15 protein-coding genes are annotated in these 13,732 nt (G+C 63.3%); 3 read left to right on the top strand and 12 right to left on the bottom strand.

From position 1 onward, the window contains the following. Nucleotides 1-17: 17 nt before the first annotated feature. Both ACMGGN_RS04585 and ACMGGN_RS04580 read right to left on the bottom strand, forming a co-directional pair. Nucleotides 18-953: a class I SAM-dependent methyltransferase gene (locus ACMGGN_RS04585; protein ID WP_115274202.1), complete on the bottom strand. Its 936-nt coding sequence runs from the start codon at nt 951-953 to the stop codon at nt 18-20. 98 nt (nt 954-1,051) lie between these two features. Beyond that, entirely contained in the window at nt 1,052-1,948 is an 897-nt protein-coding gene (locus ACMGGN_RS04580; RefSeq protein ID WP_161872762.1) for a DMT family transporter, read from the bottom strand. Between the two features lie 133 nt (nt 1,949-2,081). On the opposite strand from ACMGGN_RS04580, the gene ACMGGN_RS04575 reads away from it, so the two are divergent. From ACMGGN_RS04575 to ACMGGN_RS04565, 3 genes are all read left to right on the top strand, one after another. Next, nucleotides 2,082-2,519, top strand: a complete 438-nt coding sequence (locus ACMGGN_RS04575) for an Lrp/AsnC family transcriptional regulator (protein ID WP_039603292.1) — start codon at nt 2,082-2,084, stop codon at nt 2,517-2,519. A gap of 450 nt (nt 2,520-2,969) precedes the next feature. Beyond that, complete coding sequence (locus ACMGGN_RS04570) at nt 2,970-4,502, top strand: NCS1 family nucleobase:cation symporter-1 (RefSeq protein ID WP_046785322.1); 1,533 nt, start codon at nt 2,970-2,972, stop codon at nt 4,500-4,502. 16 nt (nt 4,503-4,518) lie between these two features. Then, nucleotides 4,519-5,247, top strand: coding sequence for an aspartate/glutamate racemase family protein (locus ACMGGN_RS04565; protein ID WP_012315469.1), 729 nt, complete (start codon nt 4,519-4,521; stop codon nt 5,245-5,247). Between the two features lie 122 nt (nt 5,248-5,369). Here ACMGGN_RS04565 and ACMGGN_RS04560 read toward each other — a convergent pair whose 3' ends face one another. From ACMGGN_RS04560 to ACMGGN_RS04515, 10 genes are all read right to left on the bottom strand, one after another. Beyond that, nucleotides 5,370-6,032 (bottom strand): hypothetical protein, encoded by a 663-nt coding sequence (locus ACMGGN_RS04560; RefSeq protein ID WP_046785324.1) that lies wholly within the window; start codon nt 6,030-6,032, stop codon nt 5,370-5,372. Nucleotides 6,033-6,243: 211 nt separating this feature from the next. After that, nucleotides 6,244-6,582 carry an FKBP-type peptidyl-prolyl cis-trans isomerase gene (locus tag ACMGGN_RS04555; protein WP_046785325.1) on the bottom strand — a complete coding sequence of 113 codons (339 nt, stop codon included), beginning with the start codon at nt 6,580-6,582 and terminating at the stop codon, nt 6,244-6,246. A 72-nt stretch (nt 6,583-6,654) separates the two neighbouring features. Then, entirely contained in the window at nt 6,655-7,062 is a 408-nt protein-coding gene (locus ACMGGN_RS04550) for a GFA family protein (protein ID WP_119687530.1), read from the bottom strand. A 177-nt stretch (nt 7,063-7,239) separates the two neighbouring features. Continuing rightward, nucleotides 7,240-8,028, bottom strand: a complete 789-nt coding sequence (locus ACMGGN_RS04545) for a PhzF family phenazine biosynthesis protein (RefSeq protein WP_046785327.1) — start codon at nt 8,026-8,028, stop codon at nt 7,240-7,242. A 51-nt stretch (nt 8,029-8,079) separates the two neighbouring features. Further along, nucleotides 8,080-9,018, bottom strand: a complete 939-nt coding sequence (locus tag ACMGGN_RS04540; protein ID WP_115274197.1) for a 2-hydroxyacid dehydrogenase — start codon at nt 9,016-9,018, stop codon at nt 8,080-8,082. Between the two features lie 115 nt (nt 9,019-9,133). After that, nucleotides 9,134-9,553, bottom strand: a complete 420-nt coding sequence (locus ACMGGN_RS04535) for a lipoprotein (RefSeq protein ID WP_039601243.1) — start codon at nt 9,551-9,553, stop codon at nt 9,134-9,136. 12 nt (nt 9,554-9,565) lie between these two features. After that, nucleotides 9,566-10,756, bottom strand: a complete 1,191-nt coding sequence (gene ccmI / locus ACMGGN_RS04530; RefSeq protein WP_115274196.1) for a c-type cytochrome biogenesis protein CcmI — start codon at nt 10,754-10,756, stop codon at nt 9,566-9,568. Beyond that, nucleotides 10,749-11,225: a cytochrome c-type biogenesis protein gene (locus ACMGGN_RS04525; RefSeq protein ID WP_115274195.1), complete on the bottom strand. Its 477-nt coding sequence runs from the start codon at nt 11,223-11,225 to the stop codon at nt 10,749-10,751. Before ACMGGN_RS04525 ends, ccmI begins: the two co-directional genes overlap by 8 nt. Further along, nucleotides 11,222-11,758, bottom strand: a complete 537-nt coding sequence (locus ACMGGN_RS04520) for a DsbE family thiol:disulfide interchange protein (protein WP_012315479.1) — start codon at nt 11,756-11,758, stop codon at nt 11,222-11,224. Before ACMGGN_RS04520 ends, ACMGGN_RS04525 begins: the two co-directional genes overlap by 4 nt. Then, nucleotides 11,755-13,728 (bottom strand): heme lyase CcmF/NrfE family subunit, encoded by a 1,974-nt coding sequence (locus tag ACMGGN_RS04515; protein WP_414156823.1) that lies wholly within the window; start codon nt 13,726-13,728, stop codon nt 11,755-11,757. Before ACMGGN_RS04515 ends, ACMGGN_RS04520 begins: the two co-directional genes overlap by 4 nt. Between the last annotated feature and the right edge of the window lie 4 nt (nt 13,729-13,732).

The raw sequence follows: 13,732 nt of genomic DNA, 5'->3' as shown, positions 1-13,732 counted from the left end.
GAATGTGTCCCAGAGCATCAGGCCGGTGATTTACCGCGAAATACCAAGGCCTTCAAGCCCCCCGCCGGATCGGCATCCGGAAACTCCGGGGGGTTGTCCAAGCGCTCGACGAAGGCCAACGCCGGGGCCTGCTCAGCCATGCCCTCGATCAGAAACTCCGGCCCGATCGCCGGATCATTCACGCACGCCAGCACAGTCCCACCCTCGGTCAGCAACTCTGGCAAGCGCCGCAAGATCTTTGCGTAATCCTGGGTCAGCACGAAACTGCCTTTCTGAAAGGTGGGCGGGTCGATGATGATCAAATCGTAGGGTCCGTACTTGCGCACCTTGCCCCACGACTTGAACAGTTCATGCCCCAGGTACGCCACCCGCGATGCATCGTGGCCATTGAGGCGATGGTTGTCTCTGCCACGGGACAGCGCCGACTTGGCCATGTCCAGGTTCACCACCTGCTCGGCGCCCCCGGCAATCGCTGCCACCGAGAAGCCGCAGGTGTAGGCGAACAGGTTCAGCACGCGCTTGCCCGCCGCCTGCTCACGCACCCAGCGTCGGCCGTAGCGCATGTCGAGAAACAGGCCGTTGTTCTGCCGCACGCCCAGGTCGAGCAGATAGGTCAGGCCATCTTCGACCACCTCGCGCTGCTGGCACGGCTCGCCCCACAACCACTGGCCCGGGCTGTCCGGCAGGTAACGGTGCTGGATGAGGATCGCTTGGCCGGCCCACTGTGGGTGCTCGGCGAGGTTGCGCAGCATGGCCTCTAGTTCTGCCAACTGGCCCTCGGGTGGTTCACGGAACAACGCTACCGACAGCACGCCCTGCAACCAGTCGACGGTGACCTGCTCCAGCCCCGGCCAGCAACGGCCGCGGCCATGGAACAGGCGGCGGGTTTCCTGCGGGGCGGGGTCGAGGGCGGTGAGCAGATGCTGTTCGAGGGTGTGGATCGGCGAAGTCATGGCGGGTCGCAAGCAGATAAAAGGGAGCATTCTACCCCGCTAGGCCGCTGCGTGCCCTATCGCCGGCTTGTTCGGCGATAGGTCATTCAGCGTCCTCACTATCCTTTGGCAATGATCGGCGCCGAACGGAACCACCACCCTTGCTGCATGCCCGCCGCCGCCAGCAAGATCAGCGCCACACCGAGCCACTGCAGTGGCGCCAGGCGGTGCCCGAAGGCCACCCAGTCGACCAGGATCGCGGCAATCGGGTAGATGAATGAAAGGGCACCGGTCAACGCCGTGGGCAGGCGCTGGATGGCACTGTACAGCAGCACGTACATCAGCCCCGTGTGCACCATGCCCAACGTCACCAGGCTGGCCAACGCCGAAGGCTCGCCAGGCAACCCGCCCAGCTTGACCCACGGCGCCAGCAGCATTACGCCGGTCGCTACCTGGATCAAGGCAATCAGATGCGGTGGCGTGCCGCTCAGGTGCTTGATGATCAATGCGGCAATGGCATACAGAAACGCCGCCCCCAGCGCCAGCGCAATGCCCACCAAGTACTCTTCACCGCTGCCCTGCCCTGCGCCATGGGCGCTGACGATGGCCAGCATGCCAAGGAACGCCACGCTCAGCCAGGTGAGCTTGGCCATAGTGATCTTCTCGCCCAGAAACACTGCCGCCAGCCCCACCAGCAGGAACGGCTGGACGTTGTACACCGCTGTGCCGATGGCGATCGACGCCCGCGAATAGGAAGCGAACAGCAACACCCAGTTGCCGACGATGGCCACGCCGCTGGCAATGGCCAAGAGCAAAGCCGTGCGGCTGATCACGCCGGGCTTGAGGAACCCGAACGCCGCGCAGATCACCAGCAACGTGCCAGTACCGAACACGCAACGCCAGAACACCACGTCCAGCACCGGCTGCCCGGATACCAGCACGAACCAGCCAATGGTCCCGGAAATCAGCATGGCAGCGACCATTTCCAGCGAGCCACGGCGCAACGAACTGTCCATCTCACACCTCCCATTGATGATGGCCACAGTATGCAGAGGCTCACGGTTAGCCTACCAGCGGATAACCAAGGCAAAATGGCCAGTGCGCCTTTACTATCAAGGGGAAATCTCTCCTTAACCTAATGAGGCGTATATGACCGATGCCATCGACCAACTCCTGATCAATGCCCTGATGGAAGATTCCCGCCGCTCACTGAAAGCACTGGCGCAGATCAGTGGCCTTTCTGCACCCAGCGTCAGCGAGCGCCTGCGCCGTCTGGAGGAGCGCGGCGTGCTGCGGGGTTACACCGTGGATGTCGATGCGCGCAGCTTTGGTTACCAATTGCAGGCCATCGTGCGCATTCGCCCGCTGCCGGGGCAGTTGCAGGAGGTGGAACGGCAGATTGTCGCGATTCCCGAGTTCACCGAGTGCGACAAGGTAACGGGCGAGGATTGCTTCATTGCCCGGCTGCATGTGCGGTCGATGGAACAGCTCGACGCCCTGCTTGACCGTATCAATGTGCTAGCTGACACCAACACGGCGATCATCAAGAAGAGCCCGGTAAAGCGGCGCTTGCCGCCGATGGACTGAGGCGCCTGGAAAACCTGACCCACCTCTGTACACATAAATGTCACCTTAGGTGCCATTTTTGTGTGCATAAGTGCTAGCAATGCCCCATTACGTTACACAGTTCGCGCAACTTAATCTGACCAAATGATCAACTAATTATCCGAACAAAAAATTAAACCTGTTCAATTGGTCAATTTATAGTTTCTTTAATTCATCAACTTAGCTTTCAGAGAGATAGATTCGAGATAGTGACAACTCGAAGTACGGTTTTTGAGTGGCATGGAACTCGCTTTTGTGTGTTCGTGTTTTGTATACAAGTTAAACAGAACATAAATACACAAGAACCCGCGACGCCGCCCCAAACCGGCCGCCGCGCCCAGAACCCAGTGATGCCAACGCTGCACTGACGAGATGGCGAGCCCGTGCGCATGCCCGCTCATCGCAGTCCACGTGCATCAGGAGCCTGCCGGAATGAGTACCAGCCTCGACCTTGCCCCTGAACTATCCGTCGCCAGCACCACCCCCGCTTCCTCCCTGGCCGGCCATGCGCCACAACTTGAACTGAGCCCGCGCCTGCATAACCGCGACCTTGCCCCGACGCGCATAGAGGGCCGCCGCTGGGGGCGCTACAGTATCTTCGCGCTGTGGACCAACGATGTGCACAACATTGCCAACTACTCATTCGCCATGGGCTTGTTCGCCCTGGGCCTGGGCGGCTGGCAGATACTCTTGTCATTGGCGATCGGCGCCGCGCTGGTGTACTTCTTCATGAACCTGTCCGGCTACATGGGGCAGAAGACCGGCGTGCCGTTCCCGGTGATCAGCCGCATCGCCTTCGGCATCCATGGCGCGCAGATCCCTGCGCTGATCCGTGCAGTGATTGCCATCGCCTGGTTCGGCATCCAGACCTACCTGGCCTCTGTAGTGCTGCGCGTGCTACTCACGGCCGTGTGGCCGCAACTCGCCAGCTATGACCAGGACAGCATCCTCGGCCTGTCGAGCCTGGGCTGGGTGTGCTTCGTGGCGATCTGGCTGGTGCAACTGGTGATCCTCGCCTACGGCATGGAGATGGTGCGCCGCTACGAGGCATTCGCCGGCCCGGTGATCCTGCTGACCGTGGCCAGCCTGGCGGTGTTCATGTACTTCAAGGCCGATGCGCGCATCGCCTGGTCGGTGGCCGAGCCGCTGACCGGTTACGAGATGTGGCGCAACATATTCGCCGGCGGCGCGCTGTGGCTGGCGATCTACGGCACCCTGGTGCTCAACTTCTGCGACTTCGCCCGTTCCTCGCCGTGCCGCAAGACCATCCGCGTAGGCAACTTCTGGGGCCTGCCGGTGAACATCCTGGTCTTCGCGGTCATCACCGTGGTGCTGTGCGGCGCACAGTTCCAGATCAATGGCCAGATCATCGACAGCCCGACCCAGATCGTTGCCAGCATCCCCAACACCGCTTTCCTGGTGCTCGGTTGCCTGGCCTTCCTGATCGTCACCGTTGCGGTGAACATCATGGCCAACTTCGTCGCCCCGGCCTTCGTGCTGAGCAACCTGGCGCCGAGGCACCTGAACTTTCGCCGCGCGGGGTTGATCAGCGCCACCCTCGCCGTGTTGATCCTGCCATGGAACCTCTACAACAGCCCGCTGGTGATCGTCTACTTCCTGTCCGGCCTGGGCGCCCTGCTGGGCCCACTGTACGGGGTGATCATGGCCGACTACTGGCTGCTGCGCAAAGGCTGCATCAACGTGCCGGAGCTTTACAGCGAACACCCGGCCGGGGCCTACCACTACAGCAAGGGCATCAACCTGCGGGCGGTCGCCGCGTTCCTGCCGGCCGCGCTGCTGGCCATCGTCCTGGCGCTGGTGCCCAACTTCCATGCCATCGCGCCTTTTTCCTGGCTGATCGGTGCCGGCATCGCCGCTGCGCTGTACCTGCTGATCGCCCCGCGCAACCGCCATTACGCTGATGTCAGCGGCGAATGCATCGCCGTCGACCACAGCAGCCACTGATCAAGGAGCAGTGTTCATGCGTATTCTGATCGCCAACGTCAACACCACCGAAGCCATCACCGAGGCCATCGCCGAACAGGCCCGCAGCGTGGCGTCACCCGGCACGCAGATCATCGGCCTGACCCCATGGTTCGGTGCCGAGTCGGTGGAGGGCAATTTCGAGAGCTACCTGGCCGCCATTGCCGTGATGGACCGCGTGCTGGCCTACGAGGGCCCGTACGATGCCGTGATCCAGGCCGGCTACGGCGAACATGGCCGCGAAGGTCTGCAGGAACTGCTGAACGTGCCGGTGGTGGACATCACAGATGCCGCCGCCAGCACTGCGATGTACCTGGGCCACGCCTATTCGGTGGTGACCACCCTTGACCGTACCGTGCCACTGATCGAGGACCGCCTGAAGCTTTCCGGGCTATACGACCGCTGCGCCTCGGTGCGCGCCAGTGGCCTGGCCGTGCTGGAACTGGAGGCAGACCCGCAGCGTGCGGTACAGGCCATCGTCGAACAGGCCGAACGGGCGGTGCGCGATGACAAGGCCGAGGTGATCTGCCTTGGCTGTGGCGGCATGGCCGGGCTGGACGAGCAGATTCGCCAACGTACCGGGGTGCCGGTGGTCGATGGCGTGAGCGCGGCGGTGACCATTGCCGAATCGTTGGTGCGGATGGGGCTGAGCACGTCCAAGGTGCGGACCTATGCCACCCCGCGGGCGAAGAAAGTGGTGGGCTGGCCGATGCGGTTCGGGCGGTAAAGCCTCAGGGGTCTTCGCCGGCCCTATCGCCGGCAAGCCGGCTCACACAGGTTGCCCCGCTGCTCTCAAATTCAGCTCAACCCAGTGGGAGTCGGCTTGCTTGCCAAGACAGTAACAGCAGATCAGGTCGGACAGCTATGCGCACCGCCATCCAGGCCCTGGCGTATGTTGCGGCTGAGCAGGCTGGCCTTGCCGTCGCGCCAGGTCAAGGTCAGAACATACAGGGTGTCGAAGTCATCGCCCTGCCAATCTTCGGTGATCACCCGGTCCTCACCCAGCGCCTTGCCGGCGACAGTATTGATCAGCTCCGGCAGGTAACCATGGGACCAGGCAGTGTAGACGGTGGCGTTGCGGTACTTGCCACTGAGCAATTCATCGGCTAGCTCATCGGTGTCGTTTGCACCGTAATCGATATTCACCGGCAGGCCGAGACGTATCGCACTCGGGGTGATGGTCATCAGTGGCCGGATGTAGCTGTAGCTCTGGTCACTGCTGCCTTCCTCGACCTCTCGTGTCGGGTTGGCTGCGAAGACGAAATCGGCGTTGCCGAAGCGCTCGGGCAGCAGCGTGGCCAGGTCCAATGCACGGTTGAGGCCTTGACAGTTCAACTGCCCCAACCCTTCGCCGGGTTTCTCGGCATGGCGCAGAAACACCAGGGTCTGGGTGCCATCGACCGGTTGAGCGCGGCTTTCGACCACTTCCAGTGCCAAGGGCACCGCCGCAGCGACGAGTGCGAGGCTCAGCAGCAGGTGGCGACTACGGCGAACAAACGGTGGCAACTTCATGTAGGCAGGCTCTTGTGGCAGACAGTTTCGGGTCGACCCGCCACATTGCCCTGAGGCTCAAGCCGCAAGGCATCCTTGTAGTGAATGCCATCCCTGGCCAACGAGTAGGGGTCAGAGTGCCCTCAACGCGTTTGGTTCCTCCCTGGGCAAGACTTACGTTAAGGCATACATGTTGCCGAATTATTTAAAGCCTGCCGGCCGCATCCGACACTCAGTCATCCCGTGTCAACACCTCGAGCAATTCGATCTCGAACGTCAGGTCTGAATTCGGCGGGATCGCGCCCACGCTACGTTCGCCATAACCAAGGTGCGCCGGCACCTGCAGCGTGCGTTTGCCCCCCACGCGCATGCCCATCAGGCCTAGGTCCCAGCCCTTGATCACGCGGCCCGTGCCAATCACGCACTGGAACGGTTTGCCGCGCGACCAGGACGAGTCGAACTCGCTGCCATCGGCCAGCCAGCCGGTGTACTGGGTGGTGATCAGGGCGCCTTTGACGGCGGCCTTGCCGTCGCCTTCGACGAGGTCGGTGATTTGCAGTTCGCTGCTCATGGGCATGCTCCAACGCTGAAATTCAAGGCCGCCCTTTTCTCAGGAATGCACGGGTTTGGCAAGCCGCCAGGCTCAACCCAACTGCTCGAAGGCTTGCTGTCCAGTCAATTCCTTGGTTTGGTTGGCAAAGCAGTACCAGGCAGGTTTCTGCTCGACGAATATCTGCAGGTCGAAATCCCAAGCCTCATCGCCGTCCAGCAGGCCCACCGGCACCGCGTAGAAATCGTTGGCCTTGAGCCGGTAATACAGGTGAGTGCCGCAGCGCCCGCAAAAGCCGCGCTGGGCCCAGTCGGATGAATCGTAGACGCCGGGCGAACGCCCTTCGATGACCGGCGGCTGGCTGCAGTGAACGACCAGCAACGGCCCACCGGTCCACTTGCGGCACATGCTGCAATGGCAGGCACTGATATGGGTGTTGTCGAGGGTGACCGTGAGCTTCGTGGCGCCGCACAGGCAGGTGCCTTGTTTCTCCATGACCATGGGGTGCTCCATTAGCGAGGATTGGGCCAGCAATTATAGATGCCCGGTAGGAGCGGCCTTGTGTCGCGATCAGGCCGCAACGCGGCCTCTCGAGTTACGCAATCATCATTAAACCAGGGGGCTGCTTTGCAGCCCATCGCGACACAAGGCCGCTCCTACAGTGGACTACACAAACGTCTAGATGTAGACAGTACCGCGCAGGTACAACGCCGCCCGCCCGCTGATGATCACTCGGCCATTGCCTGGCACCTCACAGTGCAGCTGGCCCTTGCGCGCGCCGCCCTGCTCGCAGGTCAGGGTGCGCTTGCCCAACCGCTGCGCCCACAAAGGCGCAAGCGAGGTGTGCGCAGAACCTGTGACCGGGTCTTCGTTGACACCGACTCGCGGGCCGAACCAGCGCGTGACGAAATCGTATCCGCGCCCAGGCGCGGTCACGGCGATGCCACGCACATCGAAGGCCGACAAGGCGACGAAGTCAGGCTGCAGCGGGTCCAAAAGCGAGGCGTCATCGATCATCACGACATAGTCGTCGGACTGATACACCGCACTCGCCCCGCTCAACCCCAGCGCCTTCAGCAAACCGGCGGGCGCCTCGACGGCCAGCGGCTGCTTGGCCGGGAAGTCCATGGCCAGCAAGCCGTCGGCCCCGCGGCTAACCCGCAATTCACCGCTGCGGGTGTTGAAGCGCAGTACTTCTGCCTGCTCGCCCAACTGCTCGAACAGCACATAGGCCGACGCCAAAGTGGCATGGCCACACAGCTCGACCTCCACCGCCGGGGTGAACCAGCGCAGGTCGAAGGTTTCGCCATTGCGCACGAAATAGGCGGTTTCGGAGAGGTTGTTCTCTTCGGCGATACGCTGCAGCACGTCATCAGGCAGCCAGCTTTCAAGCGCGATCACTGCTGCCGGGTTGCCACCGAACGGTTCGGCGGAAAAGGCATCGACCTGGAAGATCTCGAGTTGCATGCGAACACTCCTTGTGGCCCGGGCAGCGCCGGGCAGAAACTAAAACGAAGGTTACGGATGGACTGGTGTGAGTACCGGTTCGCCGGCAAAGAAGGCCTGTAGATTGCGCAGGACCAAGGCCACCGTGTCGCGCGCCGCTTCAGGGGATTGCCCGGCCACATGCGGGGTGAGCACCGTATTGCCGAGGGCCTTGAGGGCATCGGGCACGGCCGGTTCGTCATCGAACACATCAAGTGCTGCACCCGCAAGTTGCCCGCGCTGCAGCGCGCCAACCAGGGCCTGGGTATCCACCACGCTGGCACGGGCGATGTTCACCAAATAGCCCTCGGGGCCCAAAGCCTCGAGCACCCGAGCATCGACCAGATGGTGCGTATTGGCACCGCCTGGGGTGGCCACGACCAGAATGTCGACAGCATCGGCCAGGTGCAACGGGCTGTCGTACCAGGTGTAAGGCACGCCCTGGCGCGGCGTGCGGCTGTGGTAGCTGATGTTCATGTCGAAGCCGAGGCTGGCACGTTTGGCGATAGCCAGGCCAACTGCGCCCAGGCCGAGGATGCCGAGGCGCTTGCCACTAACCGAGGGGCTGATGACCCGGTGCCACTCGCCGCGGCGGATACCGGTATCGGCGCGGGGAATGTCGCGCAGCAGGGCCAGCAGCATCGCCAGGGTGTGGTCGGCCACGGCGGCGGCATTGGCACCCGCGCCATTGGTGACGGTAATGCCACGGGCAGCGGCGGCGGCCAGGTCGACGTGTTCGTAACCGGCGCCGATCACGCAGATGATCTGCAAGTTGGGCAACGCTTGGATTTCCACAGCGGTCAGGCCCAGCGGGCCGCGGGTAAGCACCGCATCGATCTCAGCGCCTTGGCGCTGGATGGCGTCGGCACGCAGTGGCGCGGACGGTGCACGGATCAGCCGGTAGCCGGCCTGTTCGAGCAGGGGCAGGTAATCATCGACGGTTTCCACCAACACCAGGACTGTCTTGCTCATGCACCCCTCCGGCTCAAATTCGAAGGGGCATTATGCGGAGTCGGCGGGCGGTACAGTCAATCTGTAAATCGCGGGTCAACTGTACTGTATCGGTTGGCCGAAAACGGCAAAACCATTACTGAGCGAACGCCCGGCCCAGCCCACCGGGTACACCACTGCTGTCGGTCTCCTGCCACGGGCCATCCGGGCTCAAAGACCAGCTCCAGCCATTGTCATAACGGTAGTAGGTGCGCTGCCGATAGAACGTATTGGGCTTCTTCTCCAATACATAAACACCCAGTTTCGGATCCCAATGGCTGGCGCCCCCCGGCGGCGGTGCAAAGCTTGCGGAGGTCCGCGGCATCGGTTTGGGGGTCGCTGCCGGTTTGCTCGGCTGCGTGGCCGGTTGGCCGCCAGGCAGTGGCTTGACCACCGGCCCCTTGTGCGGCGGCACCGTTTCGATCGGTGGCGCCGGCTGTTCGTACGGCTCACGCACCGTACACGCAGACAAACCCAGGGCCAGGGTGATCAGGGTCAGGCGGACGGCGTTTCGCATGGCAGGGTTCTCTTACGGGTCGGGGCTGTCGATGGTCAGGAGCTGGGTGGCCTGGGTCTTGCTGGGCAGCGGTGCGCCCTGGCCGATCCACTCACCATGGGTGGGCTGGCCGGCGCGCGATACCCTTGCAACCAGTTGGACTTCGGCAAAGTCGGACAGTTTCATCTGCGGCATCATCGCATCGGCGTCAGACAATTCTACCTCCAGCGGCAATTGGGCAACGGTCACCCGTTTGGCCGCCAGCGGCATGGGCGGGCCGTTGGTAGCCCGGGCGAAGATGAACACAGTGTCGTCGGGCTTGACCTTGTCCTTGAGCGCCGGGGCCAGCTCTACCCGCACTTTCAGGCGTGCCGCCACCGGGGTCTCAGGCTTGCCGGTATTGCCACCCAGGCGCTCTGCCGCACGGTCGATGCCGCCTTGCAAGGCCGCCCGCGAGGCATCGCCTTCAGGCAACTGCGCCAGCAGGCGGTTCCAGTAGTCGATGGCTTCCTGGTAGCGCTCGCCCTCAAAGGCCGCAATGCCGCGCAGGCCAAGGCTGGTCACTTCGTTCGGGTCGGCCTTGAGCGCCTCGTCGGTCAGCGCCTGCACCTGTGCGCTCCACTGCTTGTTGGCAGCGAAATACAGGGCCTGGGCCCATTGGCCGAGCAATTCGGGCTGGCGACCGGCCAGGGCCACGGCGCGCTCGTAGGCCTTGGCCGCATCTGCCGGGCGCTGTTCGGCCATGTAGGCGCGGCCCAGGAAATACAGGCCTTCGGCCGAATCCGGCTGAGCCTGGACGGCGCGCTCAAGGCGCGTGGTCATTTCTTCCATCGTCTTGGGCGCAGCAGCGAACTCCTGAGTCAGCTCCACTTTGTCCGCAGCACCAAAGTGCAGATACAGACCAAGCGCCACCACCGGCACCAGTACTGCGGCCAGCAGTGGCAGCACCTTGCCCAGGTGCCCCTGGCGAGGCGCTTCGGCGCCTTCGGTGTCCGCCAGCAGTTCACGGGCGGCCTCATCGCGGCCGTTGGCCAGTTGCGCGTCATCCAGCACACCGGCGGCCTGTTGGGCAGCCAGTTCGGCGACACGTTCCTGATACAGCGCCACGTTCAGCGCAGTACGGTCTTCTTCCTGCTGCTGGCGACGGCCACGCAGGGTCGGGATCAGCAGAAAGCCGAGGGCGGCGAGCAGCAGCAGGCCCGCACCAAGCCAGAATTCAGTCATGGTTCTGTTCTTTATCCAGCAGTTTGGCGAGACGCTCGCGTTCTTCGACAGACAACTCGTGCGAGCCTTGGGTAGCCGGCACACGGCGGCGGCGGACAATCACCGCCAGCACCGCAAAGCCACCGACCAGCAGAATGCCCGGGCCGAACCAGAGCAGCCAGGTACGCCCAGTGAGGGCAGGCTTGTAGCGCACGAAGTCGCCATAGCGGTCGACCATGAAGTCGACGATCTGCTGGTTGCTCTTGCCTTCGCCCAGCATGCGGAAGATCTCGCGGCGCAGGTCGGCGGCAATCGGTGCGTTGGAGTCGGCGATGTCCTGGTTCTGGCACTTGGGGCAGCGCAGTTCCTTGGTCAGTTGCTGATAACGCTCACGCTCGGCGTCGTCGCGGAACTGGTAGGTATCGATGGCCGCCCTGGCCACGCCGGCAACACTCAAACCCAGTACAACGGCCGCAAGCCAGCGCCTCATGGCTTGGCCTCGTCGACCAGGCCCTGATACAGCGGTGCCAGTTGCTCGCGCCACACGGTGGCATCGACGACGCCCACATGCTTGTAGCGGATGATGCCCTTGGCGTCGATCAGGAAGGTTTCCGGCGCGCCATAGACGCCCAGGTCCAGGCCCAGGCTGCCCTGCTCGTCGCGAATATCCAGCTGGTACGGGTTGTGGAACTCGGCCAGCCACTTCAGGGCGGCAGCATTGTCGTCCTTGTAGTTGATGCCGTAGATCACCACGCCCTGCCCGGCAAGCTGGTTGAGGTAAGGGTGCTCGACCTTGCACGACGGGCACCAGGTGGCCCATACGTTGACCAGCGCCGGGCGGCCTTGCAGGTCGGCCTGGGTCAGAGTGCGATCGCCCTGGGTCGAGGCCAGGGAAAACGCCGGGAACGGCTTGCCGATCATTGCCGAGGGCAGCTCGTCGGGCTTGAGGAACAGGCCCTTGTAGAGGAAAACGGCCAACAGCAGGAATACCGCCAGTGGCACCACCATGATCCAACGCTTCATGCAGCTGCTCCAGACACGCCCAGGACATCACGCACCCGGGTCTTGACCTTGACGCGGTAGCGCCGGTCGAGGGCCGCCAGCAAACCGCCCAGGCCGGTCAGAAGACCGCCCAGCCAGATCCAGCGGACGTAAGGCTTGATATGCACGCGCACGGCCCAGGCGCCGTTGTCCAGCGGCTCGCCCAATGCAACGTACAGGTCGCGGGTGAAACCGGCATCGATGCCGGCCTCGGTCATCATCGACTGCTGCACGGTATAGAGCCGCTTCTCGGGGTGCAGCGTGGTCACTTCACGGCCATCGCGGCTGACGACGACGGTGCCCTTGTCGGAAATGAAGTTCGGCCCTTCGAAGTGCTTGGCGCCCTGGAACAGGAACTGATAACCACCCAGCTCCACGCTTTCACCCGGGGCCAGGCGCAGGTCACGCTCGGCACTGTTGTTGCTCGACAGCACCACGCCAAGGGCGCACACCGCAAGCCCCAAGTGCGCCAGCTGCATGCCCCAGTAGCTGCGCGTCAGGCCACGCACGCCTTTGGCCAGGCCCTTGTGGCGGGTCTTGTCGAAAATGTCGCGCAACCCGCTGAGCACTAGCCAGGCTGCCAGGGCAAAAGCGGTAAGGGTCGGCCAGTCGAAGTCGTCGACGATGAACCCGGCCACTGGCGCCAGCACTGCGCTCGCGATCAGTACCGGCGTCATCATGCTCGCCAGCCACTTGCCTGGGGTGTCCTTCCAGCGCACCACCACACCGATGCCGAGCACCACCATCAGCAGTGCCATCAGCGGCAGGAACAAGGCATCGAAGTACGGCGGGCCCACCGACAGCTTGGCCCCGGTCAGGGCATCGAGCACCAACGGGTAGAGGGTGCCGAGCAGGATCATCGAAGCCGCCACCACCAGCACCAGGTTGTTGGCCAGCAGCAGCGTCTCGCGCGACCACAGGGCAAAGCCCACCTGGCTTTTGACCACTGGGGCACGCAGGGCGAACAGGGTCAGCGAACCACCGACCACGAACAGCAGGAAGATCAGGATGAACACGCCACGTGAAGGGTCGGAGGCGAACGCATGCACCGAGGTCAGCACGCCGGAACGCACCAGGAACGTCCCCAGCAGGCTCAGCGAGAACGCGGCAATCGCCAGCAGCACGGTCCAGCTCTTGAACACGCCGCGTTTTTCCGTCACCGCCAGCGAGTGGATCAGTGCCGTGCCCACCAGCCAAGGCATGAAGGAAGCGTTTTCCACCGGGTCCCAGAACCACCAGCCGCCCCAGCCCAGTTCGTAATAGGCCCACCAGGAGCCCAAGGTGATGCCCACGCCGAGAAACGCCCAGGCAATGATGGTCCAGGGCCGCGACCAGCGCGCCCACGCAGCATCCAGGCGCCCGCCCAGCAGCGCGGCGATGGCGAAGGCGAAGGCCACCGAAAAGCCCACATAACCCATGTACAGCATCGGCGGGTGAACGATCAGGCCAAAGTCCTGCAGCAGCGGGTTGAGGTCGCGGCCATCGGTCGGCACTTGCGGCAGCAAGCGCTGGAACGGGTTGGAGGTGATGATCAAAAAGCTCAGGAAGCCCACACTGATCATGCCCATCACCGCCAGCACCCGCGCCAGCATCACTTGCGGCAGCTGGCGCGAGAACACCGACACGGCGAAGGTCCAGCCACCGAGAATCAGCGCCCACAGCAGCAACGAGCCTTCGTGCGCGCCCCACACGGCACTGAACTTGTAGTACCAGGGCAAGGCGCTGTTGGAGTTGCTGGCCACGTACGCAACCGAGAAGTTGTCGGTCATGAAGGCGTGGGTCAGGCAAACGAAAGCAAAGGCCAGGAAGGCAAATTGGCCCCAGGCCGCCGGGCGTGCCAGGCTCATCCACAGGCTGTCGCCGCGCCAGGCGCCGAGCAACGGCACGGTCGCCTGCACAACGGCGAAACAGATCGCCAGGATCATCGCCAATTGGCCCAGTTCAGGGATCACCAAC

The organism is Pseudomonas sp. BNK-30 (assembly GCF_047456185.1).
Taxonomy (GTDB): domain Bacteria; phylum Pseudomonadota; class Gammaproteobacteria; order Pseudomonadales; family Pseudomonadaceae; genus Aquipseudomonas; species Aquipseudomonas putida_E.
Note: the sequence above shows the minus strand (reverse complement) of the source record. Positions and strands in the feature narration are given on the sequence as shown.

What these genes read in the sequence shown, in the direction of transcription:
- ACMGGN_RS04585 (WP_115274202.1), bottom strand. Translation starts at nt 953, where the DNA reads ATGACTTCGCCGATCCACACCCTCGAACAGCATCTGCTCACCGCCCTC.
- ACMGGN_RS04580 (WP_161872762.1), bottom strand. Translation starts at nt 1,948, where the DNA reads ATGGACAGTTCGTTGCGCCGTGGCTCGCTGGAAATGGTCGCTGCCATG.
- ACMGGN_RS04575 (WP_039603292.1), top strand. Translation starts at nt 2,082, where the DNA reads ATGACCGATGCCATCGACCAACTCCTGATCAATGCCCTGATGGAAGAT.
- ACMGGN_RS04570 (WP_046785322.1), top strand. Translation starts at nt 2,970, where the DNA reads ATGAGTACCAGCCTCGACCTTGCCCCTGAACTATCCGTCGCCAGCACC.
- ACMGGN_RS04565 (WP_012315469.1), top strand. Translation starts at nt 4,519, where the DNA reads ATGCGTATTCTGATCGCCAACGTCAACACCACCGAAGCCATCACCGAG.
- ACMGGN_RS04560 (WP_046785324.1), bottom strand. Translation starts at nt 6,032, where the DNA reads ATGAAGTTGCCACCGTTTGTTCGCCGTAGTCGCCACCTGCTGCTGAGC.
- ACMGGN_RS04555 (WP_046785325.1), bottom strand. Translation starts at nt 6,582, where the DNA reads ATGAGCAGCGAACTGCAAATCACCGACCTCGTCGAAGGCGACGGCAAG.
- ACMGGN_RS04550 (WP_119687530.1), bottom strand. Translation starts at nt 7,062, where the DNA reads ATGGTCATGGAGAAACAAGGCACCTGCCTGTGCGGCGCCACGAAGCTC.
- ACMGGN_RS04545 (WP_046785327.1), bottom strand. Translation starts at nt 8,028, where the DNA reads ATGCAACTCGAGATCTTCCAGGTCGATGCCTTTTCCGCCGAACCGTTC.
- ACMGGN_RS04540 (WP_115274197.1), bottom strand. Translation starts at nt 9,018, where the DNA reads ATGAGCAAGACAGTCCTGGTGTTGGTGGAAACCGTCGATGATTACCTG.
- ACMGGN_RS04535 (WP_039601243.1), bottom strand. Translation starts at nt 9,553, where the DNA reads ATGCGAAACGCCGTCCGCCTGACCCTGATCACCCTGGCCCTGGGTTTG.
- ccmI (WP_115274196.1), bottom strand. Translation starts at nt 10,756, where the DNA reads ATGACTGAATTCTGGCTTGGTGCGGGCCTGCTGCTGCTCGCCGCCCTC.
- ACMGGN_RS04525 (WP_115274195.1), bottom strand. Translation starts at nt 11,225, where the DNA reads ATGAGGCGCTGGCTTGCGGCCGTTGTACTGGGTTTGAGTGTTGCCGGC.
- ACMGGN_RS04520 (WP_012315479.1), bottom strand. Translation starts at nt 11,758, where the DNA reads ATGAAGCGTTGGATCATGGTGGTGCCACTGGCGGTATTCCTGCTGTTG.